This window comes from Phyllobacterium sp. GQ127 (assembly GCF_059758635.1).
Window position 1 is genome coordinate 276,869 of record NZ_JCAXDZ010000003.1, and the last position, 13,914, is coordinate 290,782.

The window sequence follows — 13,914 nt, forward strand, 5'->3', positions numbered from 1 at the left end:
TTATTTTTTCATTTGTTCCTTCAAAGCGAGCAGCTTGGCAAAAGGCGAGTCCATGTCGATTTTAACTGGACGTTCCTCACGCTCGGGACGCTTGGTTGGAGCCTTATGTTGTCCCTGTGGTTTTCCGCCATGTTTCGCGCCATCCTGTTTAAAGCGCTCATTGCCTGCGGGCTTGCCTTTGCCCCGGAAATGTTCCTTGCGTTCACCACGTTCATTCTGCGGCGCAGCCGGGCGGTTGGGCTGGGCAGCTCTCTGCTCAGATTGGCCGTTTCGTGCTTGCCCACCGCGCTGATGATCGCGTTTCTCGTGATTTCCACGATTATTGCGATTATCGAAACGTGCCTGACGCCACAAGAGAATTGGCTTTGGTGCTTCTTCCGACACCGCTGGCGTTGCTGTTTCAGCAGTCGGCTGGGATGGTTTGGCTATAGCTTGCACCACTGGCGCATTTGCAAACCCCGGACCAACCGGTTCTGCAGCAGGCACTGCAGTCTCTTTCGTTGGTGCAGCACTTGCGACCGCTTCTAGCTCCGCCAATTTGGCAGCAACAATCGCAGGTTCAACGGCTTCCTGACGATAGCCAAGATTTTTGAGGATTTCCTCCATATCATCGGCAGTTGCACCGAGGATCGACATCATGGCTGGGATTACCAGAAAGCGTGATCCGTCATAGGCGCCATCGGGACGAGTGCCCGTGCCGGGCTTCCAGGCCAGCGCAGGACGGATGAGATCCGCCAGACGTTCAAGGATGTCGATGCGGACAGCTCTGCGACCAAGCAATCTATATCCTGCCAGACGATAGAATGCGGGATCAAAGCTTGCATCGGTCACCACAGAGGTTCTGCCTGCGGACAATACCTGAACGACGTCGCCATACCCGGGACGGTCCTTGGCATCTTCTTTGAGCGCCCAGAGCAGCGTCAAGAGACCAGCGGGAGCCGGTTTAAGTAGAGCCGGCAAGAATACGTGATACGCCCCGAAGCGCACGCCGAGACGGCGCAGGGCTGCTCGGGAGTCCTGATCCAACCCGCGAACTTCTTCTGCAACATCGCGGCGCTGCAAAACACCGAAGTTTTCGACCAGCCGGAAGGCAAGACCTTTCGTGATTCCGACCAGCGCATCCGCATTGGCAAGATCAACAAGCGGCTTTAACACCGTGTCTATATGGTGGTTGAGAAAGCGATCAACCCGCGCGGCAACCTTGTCGCGAGCCGGGCCAGTGAGCTGCTCATCAGCCAGCAATACGGCGCGCGGCTTGAGCGCTTGCTCTCCGGATACAACGGAAGCAATAGTCGCACCGATCCAGCGCAGCGTCCCATCTGACGCCAAAGCAAAATCGCCATTGGCGGATGCCGAAAACCGCTCAGCGCGATTTTCGAACTCTGCCGCCAGCGCTTTTTGCGCTGCAGCTTTGATCGCCTTGGCGTCCGCTCCATCATCTTGAGCATCCGCAGTGAAACGGAACCCGTCTAATCGTCCAACATGGTGCCCCTCGACAACAACGTCCCCGGCAGGGCTAATTTCGGCTTCTAGCATTGTATTCTCTCTCAGGCGCCTCATAAGCACGCTTGTCCTGCGGTCTACGAAGCGTTTCGTCAACCGTTCATGCAGTGCATCGGATAATCTGTCCTCAATTTCACGCGTCTTTTCTTGCCAATGTGCCTGATCTGCCAGCCAACCGGGTCGATGAGACACAAATGTCCACGTTCTGATCTGGGCTATACGCCGCGAAAGAGCGTCGATATCGCCATCAATGGAATCAGCCCGCCGAACCTCTTCTGCCATATAATTTTCGTTCACATGACCTTTTTCAACAAGATCAGTATATACGGACGCAATGATGTCAGCGTGTTGCGCCGGTGCAATCTTGCGATAATCCGGCAAGGCGCAGGCGTCCCATAAAAGTGCTACACGTTCGGGCGTATTTGCGAGTGGAGCAATATCGGGATCACGCGAAAGAAACTCCAAAGCTTGCTGGTCAACCGCCGGAAGAGCTCTGGTCAGACCATCAATCGGTGCCGGAGTGTCAATGGAGCGCTTCAGCGCATCGAGGCTGGAATAGTCAAAACGAGCACTCCGCCACTGCAAAATCTTCACTGCATCGAAAGCATGGGATTCAACACGTTGAACAAGCGCTTCGGAGAAACCTGACACATGGCCCGTCACGCCAAATGTTCCGTCACGCAAATGGCGCCCGGCTCGCCCGGCTATCTGACCGATTTCTGCCGGTGAAAGATCGCGGAACTGATATCCATCAAATTTCCGGTCCTGTGCAAACGCAACGTGGTCCACGTCGAGATTGAGCCCCATGCCAATGGCATCGGTTGCCACCAGATAGTCCACATCCCCGGACTGATAAAGCTCCACCTGCTTGTTTCTCGTTCGTGGGCTTAGCGTTCCCATGACCACCGCAGCGCCACCATTCTGCCGCCGGATCAATTCCGCGATTGAATAGACTTCTTCCGCCGCGAAAGCCACAATCGCCGTGCGCGGTGGCAGGCGGGTAATCTTTTTCGAACCGGAATAGGCGAGATTGGACAATCTTGGCCGTGTAACCACGGATATGCCCGGCAAAAGCTTCTCTAGAATGCCACGCATCGTTGCAGCGCCCAGGAGGATTGTTTCCTGACGCCCGCGGAGATGCAGAATGCGATCCGTGAAAATGTGGCCACGCTCAAGATCGTTGGCAAGCTGAACTTCGTCAATGGCAACAAAATCCATATCCGTATGGCGCGGCATGGCCTCTACGGTGCAAACTGAATAACGGGCGCCAGGCGGACTGATTTTTTCTTCGCCGGTAATCAGCGCGACATTGGCAATGCCTGCTCGCTCCACGACACGATTATAAACCTCGCGCGCCAAAAGCCGCAGCGGCAAACCGATCATACCGGATCGGTGCGCGAGCAGGCGCTCAATCGCAAGATGAGTCTTGCCAGTGTTTGTGGGCCCCAAAACTGCCGTAACATCGCGGCCAGTCAGTGTGAGAGGCAGTTCGGTCTTGGGCATAAGGTTCATCAACTACAATCCAGTACCGCCCAAATGAGCAAACCAAAGTTTGGCGTTCATCCAAATAGCATTCTCAGCATCTACAGAACGTAAGTGGCTCAATCCAGATAAACAATCATTAATCGATTCACGGAATATACCGTTAAGAAATAGAACGCGAGCAGAACGAATCGGCTACGAATCAGCTTTAGGCTCATATTCCCGATTTGTTCACGGCGATATATAGATTTTTTCCAAGCATAATCACTACATGCTGAATCACTCAACTTGTTGGAGGCCCACATCGCGCAAAAAAATTAACTTTTGCGCATCGCCGCGAATTATCAGTTTTTACCAAGAGTCAAGCACCTCTGCCGACTGGATTCTCAGCCGGCAGCGCGCCTGCAGTAAAAACGGTCTTAGCTCAGATATTGTCCGCCATTGGCTGAGAGCGTTGAGCCGGTTATGAAACCGGATTCGTCTGAGGCCAGGAAAACGACACAGCGCGCCACCTCTTCAGGCTCGCCAAGACGACCGACCGGAATCTGCGGGATGATGCGCTCGTTTAAAACCTTTTCATCAATTGCACGCACCATTTCCGTTCCGATGTAACCGGGACAGATCGCATTGACAGTAATGCCAGCCCGCGCACCCTCTTGTGCCAGTGCCTTTGTAAATCCTATATCGCCCGCCTTGGCAGCCGAATAATTGACCTGTCCAGCCTGACCCTTTTGCCCGTTGATCGACGATATGTTGATGATGCGTCCAAATTTGCGGTCTCTCATCCCCGTCCATAGCGGATGAGTCATATTAAACAGGCCATTCAGATTGGTATTGATGACATCCGTCCACTGCCCTGGTGTGAGCTTGTGAAACATAGCGTCGCGCGTGATACCGGCGTTATTTACGAGCACCGAAATGGGTCCCAGATCGGCCTCCACCTTGGCAATACCGGCTGTACATTCTTCGTAACTCGACACATCCCATTTATAGGTCGCTATACCGGTTTCATCACTGAATTTTTTTGCCGCTTCATCATTGCCTGCATAGCTTGCTGCGACTTTGTAGCCTGCATCTTTCAAAGCGATGCTGATTGCAGCACCAATACCGCGCGTACCACCAGTTACGATAGCTGTTTTTGTCATGTTTCCCCTCCCTGAAATAATCTCTCGTAAATGCAGTCAATAAATCACAAGTGTGAAGTGCACGACGCACCGCAGAAACGCCGGCCCCGCTAAGCGCAGAGCCGGCAAAATTTGGTTTAATCCTTGATGCGTTCGATGCAGAGAGCGACGCCCATACCGCCGCCAATGCAAAGTGTGGCAAGACCCTTGGTCCCGTTGCGCCGCTTCAATTCAAAAAGCAATGTATTCAACACGCGCGCGCCGGAGGCACCAATTGGATGGCCTATAGCGATCGCCCCACCGTTGACGTTGACGATATCCGGGTTGAAACCCAGATCCTTATTGACCGCGCAGGCTTGGGCCGCAAAGGCTTCGTTTGCTTCTACAAGATCAAGGTCTTCTGCCTTCCAGCCAGCCTTTTCCAGTGCTTTGCGTGAGGCCGGAATTGGCCCTGTTCCCATAATGGCCGGATCAACACCTGCCGTTGCCCAAGAAACAATGCGCGCCAATGGCGTGATGCCACGGCGCTTTGCCTCGTCCTCGCTCATGAGGACAACAGCCGCGGCGCCATCATTCAGCCCCGATGCATTACCGGCGGTGACTGTTCCCTCTTTATCGAAGGCCGGGCGCAGCTTCGACAGCGACTCGAGCGTTGCGCCGTGACGAATATACTCATCATCGGCAACGACCACATCGCCCTTGCGGGTCTTGATGGTGAAGGGCACGATTTCATCCTTGAATCGTCCGGCTTTTTGCGCAGCCTCAGCCTTCTGTTGGGAGGCCAAGGCGAAATTATCCTGCTCCTCCCGCGTCAACTGCCATTTCCGGGCGATGTTTTCCGCAGTAATGCCCATGTGATAGCCATGAAACGCGTCAGTCAAACCGTCCTTGATCATGGTGTCGATCATCTTGAAGTCGCCCATTTTGACGCCTCCGCGCAAATGGGCGCAATGGGGCGCCATCGACATGGATTCCTGTCCGCCAGCGACAATGATGTTGGCATCGCCGGTGGCGATTTGCTGCATGCCCAAGGCGACAGCCCGCAAACCGGAGCCACAAAGCTGGTTCAACCCCCAAGCTGTAGCCTCCTGCGGGATTCCTGCTTCCATCGCAGCCTGCCGCGCCGGATTTTGCCCTTCGCCCGCGCCAAGAACCTGACCCATGATCACTTCATCCACGTCTGCACCATCAACCCCAGCGCGGCTGAGCACCTCTTTGATAACCGCTGCCCCCAGCTCATGCGCGGGCACATTGGCAAATGCACCATTGAAAGAGCCTACCGGGGTGCGCGCTGCACTGGCGATAACGATGGATTGGGTCATAAACGTTTCCTCATTTTTTAATGCTCAATTCAAAATACTTCTGCCGAACAGAATTCCCTCCCTTCGTACATTTGACAAGGCCCAATCCAGCTAGAAGTAGATTTATCCTTCCCGCAGTGCAGCATAAGTTTGGGTGTAACCGGTTGTATGCAGTGCACAAAACACTTTGAAATGATGCGCTTTGCCCCTATCCTTTATTTCTACCGTCAAGCTGGCGCGTGAGTTCGGCAATGGGATATGCTTGGGGAGTTAAGTAATGGCAGCGAAGACCGGCGAAATCATCATCAAGAAATACGCTAATCGACGTCTCTACAACACCGGCACAAGCACTTACGTGACGCTTGAGGACCTGGCTGGCATGGTTAAGCGTAATGAGGATTTCACGGTTCAAGACGCCAAGACAGGTGAGGACATTACTCATTCTGTCCTGACCCAGATCATTTTTGAATTGGAAAACAAGGATGGGCAGAACATGCTTCCCATCCCTTTTCTTCGCCAGCTGATTGCATACTATGGCGACCAGATGCAGGTCGTACTTCCAACTTTCCTCGAACAATCCATGTCTGCCTTTGCCAAGGAACAGGAGCGCATGCGGGAACAGCTGACAACCGCTTTTGGCAAGTCGCCGATTGATATGATGAATGTCAGCACGCCGATTAAACTGGTCGAGGAGCAGGTGCGCCGGAACACTGAGATGCTGCAGCACGCGATGAAGATGTTCACCCCGTTTCCGCTTAACAAGTCCACGAATGCGGCTGAGGCGGACGAAAGTTCCGCCACTGAGAAACCGGCCGATACATCCGGGTTGAATGAACTAAAAGAGCAGATCGCAGCGATGCAGCGCAAACTGGATTCTCTCGACAAATAATTTTCAAAGCACGTGCGGGAGGAAGAATGACCGGGTCAGCCAAAGCAACCGTTTTCATCGATAATGAAAAAGTCATTGTAACCGAATATCGGTTTGACATTGGGGATAATACCGGCTGGCATCGTCATGGCCATGACTACGTTGTCGTGCCATTGATGGACGGAAAAGTGAAACTCCTCACCAAAGACGGAGAATCAATAGCCGAGATGAAGAAGGGCGTTCCCTATTTTCGATCCGAGGGCGTGGAACACGATGTTGTAAACGCCAATGAAGGCGAATACGCCTTCATTGAAATAGAGCTGAAGTAGCCGCTTCTAGCGAAAATTCACGTCGCGGCCCGCTGACCGAAGAGATACGGTGAAGCCCGCAAGAATATCAAAAAACGCCATCGCCATGAGAATGAAGAAGAGTGAGTGCGAAGCGCTTGGCACGAGCAAAAACTCTACGAGAAAAGCTACAAACACAAATGTAGAGAGCAGATGATCGACAACTGAGGCATTGCTCGTGCGCGTTGACTTCATGATCTCAAAGAACAGAAGCGCGAGCGACAAAACGATCATCAGGTCTCCGAGCGTCATGACCCAATTGCCACCTGACAGCATCTGCATTGAATAAAGCTGGGTAGCCCAAGGATCAGCGCCACCAATGCCAGCCAATCCGGCAATAACCAGATTGAAGACAATGAGCGGCACGATCATCAACGGTATATTTGAAATCACGAAGCAATCTCCCACAAAAGCCGCTGGCCCCAAAATAAAAGGACCGGCACATGGCCGGTCCTTTTAGCATGCTTTCGAAGGAAAGATCAGCCTTCTTTAGGCGTCAAAACCTGACGGCCACGATACATGCCGGTCTTTAGATCGACGTGATGCGGGCGACGCAGTTCGCCTGAATTCTTGTCTTCGACGTAAGTCGGTGCCTTCAACGCGTCAGCGGAACGGCGCATGCCGCGCTTCGACGGAGAAGTTTTTCGTTTAGGTACAGCCATTGTTCCAGCTCCAGTAATCAGTCAAAATCCGGCACTGGCCCAACTGAGCCTGTCACAATGGACAAAAATCCGGAAAGTTCGGCTGGGCTATACACCGCCAAAGAGCTTTTGACCAGCATGAGTCTCATATTTTTTGTCATGAAGCTGTTAAACGAGGCATTTGACCGCTATTGGCGCCTAACCGATGCATCCGACATAGGCTCCTGCGGCCCGCGCGCGCCGCTCATTCACCCTTGCAAGCATTTGCAAGCCACGGCCAGGTTTAGCCGGGTTTCGCATAATAGGATTAGGAAGCGTGACCGCGAGATAGGCGGCCTGACGTGCAGATAGTTTTGCGGCGCTGGTATTGAAATGGTGCTGTGCCGCAGCCTCTATTCCGTAAATCCCGGGCCCCCACTCTGCAATATTGAGGTAAATCTCCATCAAGCGCCGTTTAGGCAGTATCAGATCTGTCATGACTGCCAGCGGAACTTCCAGCCCTTTGCGAATAAATGAGCGGCTGTTCCACAAGAACAGGTTTTTCGCAGTTTGCATTGGAATGGTAGAAGCGCCTCGCGTTTGCTCCCCATCGATTGTATCGGACACGACCGAATTTAATGCGTCCCAATCAACACCGGCATGCGAGCAGAACTTGGCATCCTCGGACATCATGACTGAATTGACGAGGGTTGGCGATATATCGTCAATGGAAACCCACTGACGGTCATAACCGGAGAACGTCACGAGGTCTTTGACCATCAAGGTGGAAATCGGATGGACAAAGGGCAATCTGTACAAACACAGCAGAATTAAAGGCAGCATCACCAATACAATGCCGATCAGAATCACATAGCGCATGATGCGCCCTAAAGGCGAGCGTCCCGGATCGACAAGATATCCCCTGCCCCGCTTGTTTCTGACCAAAACCCTTGCCACGTAGACCTTCCGCTTGAATTGCCACCACGGACATAGAGCATCGGGAAGAAGAAGGGAATTCTTTCTGCAAGAATCTGCATAGCATTTGCCAATTGAGCAGAAAATTTATCTCATGCTTGACCAAAAGACCATTTATTGGTCATTGGGCAACCATGCACGATAATGATTTCTCACTTTTTCAGCTAAGTTTGCAGCAACGGGCAGCATCTGTGGAGATGTTGCTGTCAGAGCTCTTATCCGACCGTCCGCAGAGCGGTGAGATTACGCGCCCACCAAGATTGCTCGCGGCAATGAGACATGGGGTTCTCAACGGCGGAAAACGGCTTCGGCCTTTTCTGGTCATGGAAAGCGCAGCATTGTTTGGCGCCGACAATTCGGCGGCTTTGCGGGTTGCAGCAGCGCTGGAATGCATCCACAGCTATTCGCTCGTTCACGACGATCTGCCTGCTATGGACAATGATGATTTGCGCCGGGGACAGCCCACTGTTCATCGCAAATTTGATGAAGCCGCAGCGATACTTGCCGGTGACAGCCTTCTGACTTATGCCTTTGAACTCGTCGCAAGCGAGGCAACCGAAATCAGCGCTCAGGCGCGCCTCTCGCTCATAACAGAGCTGGCGCGTTCCGCAGGAATTGGCGGCATGACAGGCGGTCAGACGCTTGATCTGGAAGCTGAAAAAGTGAAGCCTGATGAGCAGGGTATCATTCGGCTTCAAGCAATGAAAACCGGAGCCCTTATCAGGTTTGCGTGTGAAGCTGGTGCCATTATTGGCAATGCTGACCAGCGCGAGCGCGAACGCCTTGCCGAATATGGCTCTGCTATCGGTCTGGCATTCCAACTTGCCGACGACCTGCTGGACGTGACTTCTGATGCTGGCAATATGGGTAAGGCGACAGGGAAGGATGTGGCAGCCGGCAAAGCCACACTTGTTTCCATTCATGGGATCGAATGGACGAAGCGCCAGCTATCAGGTCTTGTCGAGCAAGCGCAGCTTTTGCTTGAACCTTTCGGCGAGAAGGCCGGGCTTTTAAAGGAAGCGGCGCGCTTTATTGCCGAGCGGAAGAACTAGCAGCCTTGCTATTCGGCGGCCTGGCTGCCCTGTCCAAATCGATTTTCGATATAATCTGCAACCATTTTCTGGAATTCTTGAGCGATGCCTGCACCACGTAGTGTCGCAACTTTCTTGCCATCGACAAACACTGGTGCGGATGGTGTTTCACCGGTTCCGGGCAACGATATTCCAATATCAGCCATTTTGGATTCGCCAGGACCATTGACGATGCAGCCCATGACGGCCACGTTCAAAGATTCAACGCCGGGATATTTCTCGCGCCAGATCGGCATGTTTGTCCGGATATCGCTTTGAATAGACTGCGCCAGCTCCTGAAATACTGTTGACGTTGTGCGGCCGCAGCCGGGACAGGCAGCAACAATGGGAATAAACTGACGAAAACCCATGGTTTGCAGCAGTTCCTGCGCCACCTGGACTTCCCGCGTACGGTCTCCGCCAGGCTCGGGTGTCAATGAAATGCGTATCGTATCGCCAATACCCTGCTGCAAGAGAATGCCCATGGCGGCTGATGAAGCCACTATCCCCTTTGTTCCCATGCCAGCTTCAGTTAGCCCCAAATGCAATGCATGGTCGCATCGGCGTGCCAGCTCAGCGTAGACAGCAATCAAATCCTGGACCTGGCTCACCTTCGCCGAAAGAATGATCTTTGAGCGCGGCAAACCAATTTCTTCCGCCAATTGCGATGAGATCAAGGCAGACTGGACAATCGCCTCGCGCACAACGGCTTCGGCTGTCAGCGGCGAACCTGCCTCACTGTTTTTATCCATCAGGACTGTGAGCAGTTCCTGATCGAGCGATCCCCAATTAACGCCAATACGCACAGGCTTGTCATAGCGGACTGCCATTTCGATAATGGCACCGAATTGCGCATCTTTCTTATCTTTAAAGCCCACATTTCCGGGATTGATCCGGTATTTTGCCAATGCTTCGGCGCACGCCGGATGATCGGCCAGTAATTTATGCCCGATATAATGAAAATCCCCGACAAGTGGCACATTCAAGCCAAGCCGATCGAGTCTCTCCCGAATACGTGGAACAGCCGCAGCGGATTCATCGCGATCTACCGTAATGCGCACAATCTGCGAACCCGCACGTGATAGCGCGGCAACCTGTGCAACAGTTCCATCCACATCCGCTGTATCGGTGTTTGTCATGGACTGAACGACAACCGGGGCACCACCACCAACCATAACGCCGCCCACATCGACACCAATCGACGAGCGCCGGGCAAAAGGTTGCGAAATATAGTCGGACATCATCAAGCTCCAAAGATGCTGTTCAGGTGGCGCAGACACGGCCATTTGTCAACACCAAGCAACATTAGCCTATTGCCCCAATGGCTGGCAAAAAAACCGCATGACAAAGTGTTCATGATCGCAATCTAGTAATTTTGCTGCAATGCAATATATTCCTCGCACGGGTCGCAGAAACCTATTGCAGTTCAGGAAGCTTAAATCATGGCCAAAAAGACAGCTATTATTACCGGTTCGAATTCAGGCATTGGCCTTGGGGCAGCACATGCGCTTGCGGCGGCGGGTTATAATGTCGTGATAAATTCGTTTACCGACCGGCCAGAAGACCATGCACTCGCCCAAGAACTTGCTGAAAGATACTCAACTGGTGTTGTTTATATCAAGGCCGACATGTCCAATGGAGCCGACTGCGGCGCGCTGGTCGAAAAATCAGCCGAGAAATTTGGCACTGTCGATGTGCTGGTAAATAATGCTGGTATTCAGTTTGTTGCCCCGGTCGATGAATTCCCCGTTGAAAAATGGGATGCAATCATTGCGATCAATCTGACATCTGCCTTCCACACCACTGCCGCCGCCTTACCCCATATGAAGAAGGCTGGCTGGGGCCGGATCATCAATATCGCATCCGCTCACGGGCTGCGTGCCTCGCCTTTCAAATCCGCCTATGTTGCTGCCAAACATGGTGTCATCGGCTTTACCAAGACTGTCGCGCTCGAAGTTGCTGAACAGCATATCACCAGCAATGCGATTTGCCCCGGTTATGTACTTACTCCTTTAGTCGAAGCGCAGATTCCCGATCAAATGAAAGCGCATAACATGGATCGTGAAACCGTTATTCGCGACGTTATGCTTGAGAAACAGGCAACCAAGGAGTTTGCGACAGTAGACCAGATCGGTGCTACAGTCGTGTTTCTGGCCAGTGATGCCGCCGCACAGATTACAGGAACATCTATATCTGTCGATGGCGGTTGGACTGCTGCATAATGGCCAAGCCCAAAACCATCAATGTTGCCTTACAGGGTGGCGGTTCTCACGGGGCCTTCACCTGGGGCGTTCTTGATCGCATTCTTGAAGACGGCCGGCTGACTATCGAAGGCATCTCCGGCACCAGCGCCGGTGCCATGAATGCCGTAGCACTTGCCGACGGATGGTCACAAAATGGTCCCGAAGGCGCGCGGGCCAAGCTTCACGAGTTCTGGCGGGCGGTTGGTCGTAGCGGGCGCTTCAGCCCTGTGCAACGCACGCCATGGGATGTCTTCTTCGGCAATTGGTCTGTCGAAAACGGCATTGGTTACAATATTTTCGAGAATATCACCCGGATGTTCTCGCCTTATGAATACAATCCGCTCAATCTGAACCCGCTTCGCGATCTGGTGGAGAAAGAAATAGACTTCGAACGGGTGAAAGCCTGTTCGGCGCTTAAGCTTTTCATTTCTGCGACGAATGTCGAAAGCGGACGATTGCGGGTTTTCTCACAGAGTGAGCTCAATGCCGATGTCATCATGGCATCCGCATGTCTTCCCTATATTTTCCAGGCTGTGGAAATTGACGGCCAACCCTACTGGGATGGTGGTTATGGTGGCAACCCGGCCTTGTTTCCGTTTTTCTATTCCGGCGCCAGTGAAGATGTACTCCTGATCCAGATCAATCCTATCGAGCGCAGAGGAACACCGCAGACGGCCCGCGATATTACCGATCGCATTGACGAGATTACCTTCAATGCCGCGCTTTTACGGGAATTCCGCTCAATTGCCTTTGTCAACTCGCTGATCAAAGCGGGCAGAATCGAGCATGGGGAATACCGCAACATTCGCATGCACAGGATTGATGCGGACGAAGCATTGGCAGGCCTTTCGGCCTCATCCAAAATCAATGCGGAATGGGCATTTCTCGAATATCTTCGTGATCTTGGCCGGGCAGCGGCCGAAGACTGGCTTGAAGAACATTTCGACGCAATCGGCGAACACGAAACACTCGACCTTTCAGATGAGCTTGCGCCGGAAATGAATATTGGCTTGAAGAAGAAGAAGCCTGGCAGACGGGTTACTGACTTCCTCATTCAGCGCAAAAAGCCAGCCGCCTAGAGCAGTTTTTGGCGAGGTTTCATAAACAAACTTGCTCTAATTCTTTGCCCGATCGGCGGTAGCGGCAAGGTTAGCCATCAGAAAAACGACGATGAGCAGCGCGGCAAGCACCATATAGATAGGGCCGAAACCTGTGCGTCCACCGACGAATCCGATCGCTGAAGGCGCAACCAATATTCCCGAATAGCCCATCAGCGTTACCATGCTAAGCGCTATGCCGGATGATGTGCCCGGTTGATTGCCTGCGGCGGAAAAGGCGATCGGTACCATATTTGCAATGCCGAGGCCCGAAAATGCAAAGGCGAGAATTGCTATCCATGGCGTCGGTGCAATGCTCGCGACCAAAAGTCCGGAAGCGCCAATGAGAGCGGAGATGCGCAAGGTTCTCACAGCGCCAAAACGGTTACGCACGCCATCGCCAAGGAACCTCATAATTGACATTGTGCCCGAGAATGCAGCGAATGCGAGTCCGGCGGTTGCTATATCCGCCCCTTTTTCCTGCTGCAGATAGAGGGCGGCCCAGTCGAGAACCGATCCCTCAGGGACCATGGAGAACAAGGCCATCAGTCCAATAAGATAAATCAGCGGATTGGTGGGGAAGGAGAGCTTCTGCTTTTCATGAACGACCGGTTTATCTTCAGTGATCATATGCCGGAACGCCACCAGTCCCAGAACAATTGCAATCGCCGTCACCACAATTGCGTGGATCAAATGTCCCTGCGCTTCGATGAGGAAGCCGCCGAGAGCACCTCCCGCAAAACCGCCAAGACTCCAAAAACCATGCGAGGATGACATGACGGCACGCGATAGTTGTTTTTCGACCTCAACTGCATTGGCATTCATTGCAACATCCATGGCGCCAATGACGGCACCAAAAAGGAAGAGCGCCGGTGCTGCGGTGATGAGATTCGGCGCCAGGGCAACCAGAAGAAGCGAAAACGAACAAAAGAAGGCAAAGCCTTTAACGACGGCACGCGAACCAAACCTGCCTATCAGATAGCCGCACCAAGGCATGGCAACGAGCGCGCCAACTCCGAAAATCAATATCATCAGACCGAGCGTAAATTCGCTAATATTCAAACGCGTCATGAATACTGGTATTTGTGGTGCCCAACTGCCGACGAGGAAACCATTGAAGAAAAACGCGCAGGCAACAGCCCAACGGCCATATACGGCACGTTTGCGATAAACAGAAGCATCCATTGATTTCACTGCCATACGAAAATTGCGGTCGCCCGAACTTTTAAATCGATTTAATTTCCTGTCAAATCACTCTTTTTGATCATATATGAACAAAATTGA

13 protein-coding genes are annotated in these 13,914 nt (G+C 52.8%); 5 read left to right on the plus strand and 8 right to left on the minus strand.

The window, feature by feature from the left end:
• The 3 genes from AC6CHM_RS13365 to AC6CHM_RS13375 form a co-directional block, all read right to left on the minus strand.
• Positions 1-3,015 (minus strand): helicase-related protein, encoded by a 3,015-nt coding sequence (locus AC6CHM_RS13365; RefSeq protein ID WP_498173489.1) that lies wholly within the window; start codon positions 3,013-3,015, stop codon positions 1-3.
• A gap of 389 nt (positions 3,016-3,404) precedes the next feature.
• Positions 3,405-4,130 (minus strand): beta-ketoacyl-ACP reductase, encoded by a 726-nt coding sequence (locus AC6CHM_RS13370; protein WP_115054284.1) that lies wholly within the window; start codon positions 4,128-4,130, stop codon positions 3,405-3,407.
• 116 nt (positions 4,131-4,246) lie between these two features.
• A complete protein-coding gene (locus AC6CHM_RS13375; protein ID WP_498173490.1) occupies positions 4,247-5,431 on the minus strand; it encodes an acetyl-CoA C-acetyltransferase in 1,185 nt (394 codons plus the stop codon).
• A 256-nt stretch (positions 5,432-5,687) separates the two neighbouring features.
• Between AC6CHM_RS13375 and phaR the strand changes: the two genes are divergently transcribed.
• Both phaR and AC6CHM_RS13385 read left to right on the plus strand, forming a co-directional pair.
• A complete protein-coding gene (gene phaR, locus AC6CHM_RS13380) occupies positions 5,688-6,299 on the plus strand; it encodes a polyhydroxyalkanoate synthesis repressor PhaR (RefSeq protein WP_115054286.1) in 612 nt (203 codons plus the stop codon).
• Positions 6,300-6,325: 26 nt separating this feature from the next.
• A complete protein-coding gene (locus AC6CHM_RS13385) occupies positions 6,326-6,607 on the plus strand; it encodes a cupin domain-containing protein (RefSeq protein ID WP_336440437.1) in 282 nt (93 codons plus the stop codon).
• 6 nt (positions 6,608-6,613) lie between these two features.
• On the opposite strand, the gene AC6CHM_RS13390 is transcribed toward AC6CHM_RS13385, so the two are convergent.
• From AC6CHM_RS13390 to mtgA, 3 genes are all read right to left on the minus strand, one after another.
• A complete protein-coding gene (locus tag AC6CHM_RS13390; RefSeq protein ID WP_115054288.1) occupies positions 6,614-7,018 on the minus strand; it encodes a hypothetical protein in 405 nt (134 codons plus the stop codon).
• Between the two features lie 86 nt (positions 7,019-7,104).
• Positions 7,105-7,287 carry a 50S ribosomal protein L32 gene (rpmF, locus tag AC6CHM_RS13395; RefSeq protein ID WP_008121851.1) on the minus strand — a complete coding sequence of 61 codons (183 nt, stop codon included), beginning with the start codon at positions 7,285-7,287 and terminating at the stop codon, positions 7,105-7,107.
• A gap of 177 nt (positions 7,288-7,464) precedes the next feature.
• Positions 7,465-8,124, minus strand: coding sequence for a monofunctional biosynthetic peptidoglycan transglycosylase (gene mtgA / locus AC6CHM_RS13400; protein WP_162802612.1), 660 nt, complete (start codon positions 8,122-8,124; stop codon positions 7,465-7,467).
• 230 nt (positions 8,125-8,354) lie between these two features.
• Between mtgA and AC6CHM_RS13405 the strand changes: the two genes are divergently transcribed.
• A complete protein-coding gene (locus AC6CHM_RS13405; RefSeq protein WP_498173493.1) occupies positions 8,355-9,272 on the plus strand; it encodes a polyprenyl synthetase family protein in 918 nt (305 codons plus the stop codon).
• An 8-nt stretch (positions 9,273-9,280) separates the two neighbouring features.
• Here the strand turns inward: AC6CHM_RS13405 and ispG are convergent, their stop codons facing one another.
• Positions 9,281-10,531, minus strand: a complete 1,251-nt coding sequence (ispG, locus tag AC6CHM_RS13410) for a flavodoxin-dependent (E)-4-hydroxy-3-methylbut-2-enyl-diphosphate synthase (RefSeq protein ID WP_498173675.1) — start codon at positions 10,529-10,531, stop codon at positions 9,281-9,283.
• 201 nt (positions 10,532-10,732) lie between these two features.
• Between ispG and AC6CHM_RS13415 the strand changes: the two genes are divergently transcribed.
• Both AC6CHM_RS13415 and AC6CHM_RS13420 read left to right on the plus strand, forming a co-directional pair.
• A complete protein-coding gene (locus tag AC6CHM_RS13415; RefSeq protein WP_498173494.1) occupies positions 10,733-11,512 on the plus strand; it encodes a 3-hydroxybutyrate dehydrogenase in 780 nt (259 codons plus the stop codon).
• Positions 11,512-12,612 (plus strand): patatin-like phospholipase family protein, encoded by a 1,101-nt coding sequence (locus tag AC6CHM_RS13420; RefSeq protein ID WP_307280999.1) that lies wholly within the window; start codon positions 11,512-11,514, stop codon positions 12,610-12,612. The genes AC6CHM_RS13415 and AC6CHM_RS13420 overlap by 1 nt, the downstream gene beginning before the upstream one ends.
• A gap of 36 nt (positions 12,613-12,648) precedes the next feature.
• On the opposite strand, the gene AC6CHM_RS13425 is transcribed toward AC6CHM_RS13420, so the two are convergent.
• Entirely contained in the window at positions 12,649-13,815 is a 1,167-nt protein-coding gene (locus AC6CHM_RS13425) for an MFS transporter (RefSeq protein ID WP_162802614.1), read from the minus strand.
• Positions 13,816-13,914: the final 99 nt, after the last annotated feature.

Excerpts from the sequence above, each read along its gene's own strand:
- ispG (WP_498173675.1), bottom strand. The coding sequence starts at position 10,531 with ATGTCCGACTATATTTCGCAACCTTTTGCCCGGCGCTCGTCGATTGGT.
- mtgA (WP_162802612.1), bottom strand. The coding sequence starts at position 8,124 with ATGCGCTATGTGATTCTGATCGGCATTGTATTGGTGATGCTGCCTTTA.
- AC6CHM_RS13385 (WP_336440437.1), top strand. The coding sequence starts at position 6,326 with ATGACCGGGTCAGCCAAAGCAACCGTTTTCATCGATAATGAAAAAGTC.
- AC6CHM_RS13375 (WP_498173490.1), bottom strand. The coding sequence starts at position 5,431 with ATGACCCAATCCATCGTTATCGCCAGTGCAGCGCGCACCCCGGTAGGC.
- phaR (WP_115054286.1), top strand. The coding sequence starts at position 5,688 with ATGGCAGCGAAGACCGGCGAAATCATCATCAAGAAATACGCTAATCGA.
- AC6CHM_RS13370 (WP_115054284.1), bottom strand. The coding sequence starts at position 4,130 with ATGACAAAAACAGCTATCGTAACTGGTGGTACGCGCGGTATTGGTGCT.
- AC6CHM_RS13405 (WP_498173493.1), top strand. The coding sequence starts at position 8,355 with ATGCACGATAATGATTTCTCACTTTTTCAGCTAAGTTTGCAGCAACGG.
- AC6CHM_RS13420 (WP_307280999.1), top strand. The coding sequence starts at position 11,512 with ATGGCCAAGCCCAAAACCATCAATGTTGCCTTACAGGGTGGCGGTTCT.
- AC6CHM_RS13425 (WP_162802614.1), bottom strand. The coding sequence starts at position 13,815 with ATGGATGCTTCTGTTTATCGCAAACGTGCCGTATATGGCCGTTGGGCT.
- AC6CHM_RS13365 (WP_498173489.1), bottom strand. The coding sequence starts at position 3,015 with ATGAACCTTATGCCCAAGACCGAACTGCCTCTCACACTGACTGGCCGC.
- AC6CHM_RS13415 (WP_498173494.1), top strand. The coding sequence starts at position 10,733 with ATGGCCAAAAAGACAGCTATTATTACCGGTTCGAATTCAGGCATTGGC.
- rpmF (WP_008121851.1), bottom strand. The coding sequence starts at position 7,287 with ATGGCTGTACCTAAACGAAAAACTTCTCCGTCGAAGCGCGGCATGCGC.